Genomic DNA, 4,459 nt, shown 5'->3' on the forward strand with positions numbered 1-4,459 from the left:
GAGGTGCCGGGCGTCGGCTGGGTCGACCTGCTGGACCGTCACCTGGGTCTGGTGATCGAGGCCGAGTCCTTCGAGTTCCACGGCACCCGGGCCGGGCTCGCCCGCGACGTCCGCCGCTACACCGAGTGCACGCGGCGCGGACTGCTGGTGGTGCGCTTCACCTGGGAGGAGGCGATGTTCGACGCGCAGCACCTGCATGAGGTCCTGACGGACGTGGTGGCGCTGCGCAACGGCTCAGGCAGTTCGACCGTGCACGAGGCCCTCCGCGCTGCGCCAGCGGCGCCCGGTCTGCGAACTGCCTGAGGTGTGGCGACCCTCAGAAGAGGAACGTGAAGAGCGGGGAGCCGGGCGGCACCCGCTCGATCGTCATCGGGCTGGCCTCCATCCGCTCCAGCATGGGCTCGAGCAGCGCGGGCGAGTCGATCTCGATGCCGACCAGGGCCGGACCGGTCTCACGGTTGTTCTTCTTCACGTACTCGAAGACCACGATGTCCTCGCCGTCGCTCAGCACGCGCTCGAGGAAGTAGCGCAGGGCGCCGGGCTCCTGGGGGAAGGTCACCAGGAAGTAGTGGCGCAGCCCCTCGTGGAGTGCGGAGCGCTCGACGATCTCGCTGTACCGGCTGACGTCGTTGTTGCCACCCGAGACGATGCAGACCAGCGCCTTGGGACGTGCCCCACCGCCACCGCACACCCGGGCCGCCTCCGCGGGATCGAGGGCCACCGCGTACGTGCTGGCCAGCGCTCCGGCGGGCTCGGCGATGATCCCCTCGACCTGGTACAGCTCGAGCATCTCGGTGCACACGGCGCCCTCGGCGACCGTGACGACCTCGTCGACGTGGTCGCGCACCAGCGGGAACGTGGTCGCACCGGCCAGACCCACGGCGGCACCGTCCACGAAGGTGTCGATGTGGTCGATCCGCACCGGCTCCCCCGCCTCGAGCGCCGCCGTCATGCTGGCGGCACCGGCCGGCTCGACACCGACGACGCGGATCTCGGGGTGGCGCTCGTCCAGCCACAGCGCCATGCCGCTCACCAGCCCGCCACCACCGACGGGGACGACGACCTGACCGACGTCGTAACCCATCGCCGCGGCCTGCTCGACCACCTCGACGGCCACGGTGCCCTGACCGACGATGGTGGCGGCGTCGTCGAAGGGGTGCACGAAGACGGCACCCGTGCGCTCCGCGTCAGCCGTGGCTGCGGCGCCCGCCTCGTCGTACGAGGAGCCGGCCACCACCAGCTCGACCCACTCCCCGCCGAGGGCGAGGATCCGCTGGCGCTTCTGACGCGGGGTGTTGCCGGGGACGTACACCCGACCCTTGATGCCGAGGCGGGCGCAGCTGAACGCGACGCCCTGCCCGTGGTTGCCGGCGGACGCGCAGACCACGCCGCGCGCCTGCTCCTCGGGGGTGAGTCCCTGGATCGCGTGGTAGGCGCCGCGCGACTTGTACGACCGGGCGACCTGCCGGTTCTCCCGCTTGAGCAGCACGGGGACGCCGAGCTTCTGGCTCAGCCGGGGGCTGTGCTCGAGCGGCGTGCGGTGCACGATCGGGGCGAGGACCTCCACGGCTGACTCGACACCGGCGGCGGACAGTTCGGCGGTACTCACCGGTCAAGCGTACGGGGGTCGGACCGGGTGGCTTCAGCCACGGTCCAGCCTGCGGTTGGTCAGCGCGGTCGCCTGCGCCGTGGCGGGGTCCTGCGGCCACGGGTGCTTGGGGTAGCGGCCGCGCATCTCCGCGCGCACCTGCGCGTACGGCCCCGCCCAGAAGCTGGCGAGGTCGTCGGTCACGGCCAGCGGCCGTCGGGCCGGCGAGAGGAGGTGGAACAGCACGGGCACCCCGGCCACCGTCGGGCTCTGCGACAGCCCGAAGCACTCCTGCAGCTTGACCCGTACGACCGGCGGTCCGTCGTGCCCGACCTCGGGGTACTCGACGGCGGCCGACCCACCGGACGGCACCCGCAGCCGTTCGGGCGCGAGGTCGTCCAGCTGCGAGGCCGCCGGCCACGGGAGGAGCCGGCGCACCGCGTCCAGGAGCCGTACCCGGTCCAGGGGGACCCCCTCGGCGATCTGTCGCACCTCGGGCGCCAGCCACTCCTCCCAGCGCGCCAGCAGGCTCTCGTCGTCCACGGCTGGCCACGGAGAGCCCAGGTGGACGTGCAGGAACGCCAGCCGGCGTCGCAACCCGTCAGCGGCCTCCTCGAAGTGCAGCAGCCCGAGGCCGTTGCGGGCCAGGGCGTCGGCCACCGCCGGGGTGGCGCTCGCGGCGTCGAGGCGTACAGGCGTGGCGCTCAGCTCGATGGCGCCGACGCGGTCCACCCGCCGTGCGCGCATCCTGCCCGTGTCGAGCTCGACCACGTCCTGGAGCTTGCGCAGGTCACCCGCCAGGTCGAGCGCCGCCTCCTCGTCGAGGGCTACGGCGGCCCGTACGACAGCGCCGGTGCCGTCGGCCTCGCGCCCCGGGGCCCGGGCGACGTCGGCCACGGCGACCCACGCCGCCCCGATCAGCGGGCTGTCACTCGGCAGCGCCGCACGGGTGCCCTGGGCCAGGAGGTACGTCCGGTCGGCGACCCGCCGGGCAAGACGTTCGGGCCAGGCCGCCGCGACCACGGCCCCGAGCGCACCCGCCGCCCCTCCCGGCGCAGCGTCCGTCGCGGCCCCGTCCCTGGCGACCAGACGCTCCAGCCGGGACGCCTCCCGACGCCAGGTCGACGCGTACGGGTGACGGCCGCCCTCGAGGTCGCGCAGGGTCGCGGCAAGGTCGGCGCCCCGGTGCCGCACCTGGCCGCTCGCCGCGGCGACCGCCCGCGCGGCGGCGGTGGCACCGTGGACATCAGCGGCCTCCTCGAGCGCGTGTCCCCACCGCGGGTCCACGGGCATCGACGCGAGCCGTCGACCGGACGCCGTGATGGCCCCGCGCGCGTCGAGAGCGCCCAGGGCGCGCAGCGTCGACTCCGCGGAGTCGAGGGCCGACGAGGGCGGAGGGTCCGGCAGCCTCAACCCGGCACCGCGGGGTGTCCCCCAGGCGGCCAGCTGCAGCGTAAGTCCCGTCAGGTCGGCCGTCAGCACCTCGGGCGTGACGTGGGCGGGGGCAGCGGTGAACGTCCGCTCGTCGTAGCAGCGGACCACCCGCCCCGGTCCGGTACGCGCGGCGCGACCCGCCCGCTGCACGCAGGCGTCGCGCGAGGCGGTGACGGTGACCAGCCCCGACATCCCGCGGGCGGCGTCGCGGCGTGGCTCGCGCGACAGTCCGGCGTCCACGACGAGGCGCACGCCGGGCACGGTGAGGGACGACTCGGCCAGCGCGGTCGAGACCACGACACGCTGCCCGTCGGCGGGTGTCCGCCCGGCCACGGCGCGGTCCTGCTCGGCCGCGTCGGCGCCGCCGTGCAGCTCGAGTACGTCGACGTCCGGCAGTTCGTCACGCAGCGCCGACGCCACGTGCGCGACCTCCCGGGCGCCGGGCACGAACACGAGCGCGTCGGCGGACGGCTCCTCGGCCAGCGCCGCACGGTACGCCCGGGCGGTCCGGTCTGCGACGTGGTCGAGGAACTCCCTCCGTACGCCCCGCTCGTCGGTCCGGCCTGCGGCGTACGGCGCCCACTCGACCTCGAGGGGGTGCAGCGCCCACGGAGCGCTGATGCGCGGAACCGGGGTGGAGGCGTCGCCGAGCAGGTCCGCGAACCGGCCCGCGTCGAGGGTGGCGGACATGGCGACGAGGGTCAGGTCGTCGCGCAGCTGCCTCACCTCACCGAGCAGGCCCACCAGCAGGTCGGTGTCCAGCTGACGCTCGTGCACCTCGTCGAGCAGGACGGCGGAGACGCCGGGGAGGTCCGGGTCGGCCAGCAGCCGACGGACCAGGAGTCCGGGGGTCACGAACTCGACGACCGTCGCCCGCGAGACCACCCGCTCCCCGCGTACGGACCACCCCACCCGGTCTCCCGGGGCGGATCCGTCCAGCTGGGCCAGGCGGCGTGCGGCGGCGCGGACCGCGACCCGTCGCGGTTGGGTGACGACCACGCGTCCGGGGACCAGGTTGGCCAGGGCCGGCGGCACGAGCGTCGTCTTGCCGCTGCCCGGAGGAGCCTCGACCACCGCTGCCGAGCCCGGGAGGGCCAGCGCCTGCACCAGGTCCGCCAGCGCCTCGGCGACGGGGAGCCCCGCGCCGATGCGGTCGAGGTCGAAGCGGTCGCTCACGCTGGGCATTCTTCCGGATCACGAAATGGCACGAGGCCCCGGACCTGTTCGGTCCGGGGCCTCGCGAGGTCAGTCAGAAGATCACTTGATGATCTTGGTGACGCGACCGGCACCAACGGTGCGGCCACCCTCACGGATCGAGAACTTGAGGTTCTCGTCCATGGCGATGGGCTGGATGAGCTCGACAGTCATCTCCGTGTTGTCGCCGGGCATGACCATCTCGGTGCCCTCGGGGAGGGTCACGACGCCGGTCACGTCCGT

At 74.1% G+C, this 4,459-nt stretch carries 2 protein-coding genes and 2 pseudogenes; 1 reads left to right on the plus strand and 3 read right to left on the minus strand.

The annotated features are described in order from the left end of the window. Nucleotides 1–303 (plus strand): annotated as a pseudogene (locus tag ACI379_RS09740) (hypothetical protein); the annotation flags it as partial. A 13-nt stretch (nucleotides 304–316) separates the two neighbouring features. Here the strand turns inward: ACI379_RS09740 and ilvA are convergent. The 3 genes and pseudogenes from ilvA to ACI379_RS09755 form a co-directional block, all read right to left on the minus strand. Beyond that, a complete protein-coding gene (gene ilvA / locus ACI379_RS09745; protein WP_439791882.1) occupies nucleotides 317–1,609 on the minus strand; it encodes a threonine ammonia-lyase IlvA in 1,293 nt (430 codons plus the stop codon). 33 nt (nucleotides 1,610–1,642) lie between these two features. Continuing rightward, nucleotides 1,643–4,198 carry an ATP-dependent helicase HrpB gene (hrpB, locus tag ACI379_RS09750; protein ID WP_439791883.1) on the minus strand — a complete coding sequence of 852 codons (2,556 nt, stop codon included), beginning with the start codon at nucleotides 4,196–4,198 and terminating at the stop codon, nucleotides 1,643–1,645. Between the two features lie 81 nt (nucleotides 4,199–4,279). Then, nucleotides 4,280–4,459, minus strand: a pseudogene (locus ACI379_RS09755) (elongation factor Tu); the annotation flags it as partial.

This window comes from Nocardioides sp. (genome assembly GCF_051876515.1).
Taxonomy (GTDB): Bacteria; Actinomycetota; Actinomycetes; order Propionibacteriales; family Nocardioidaceae; genus Nocardioides.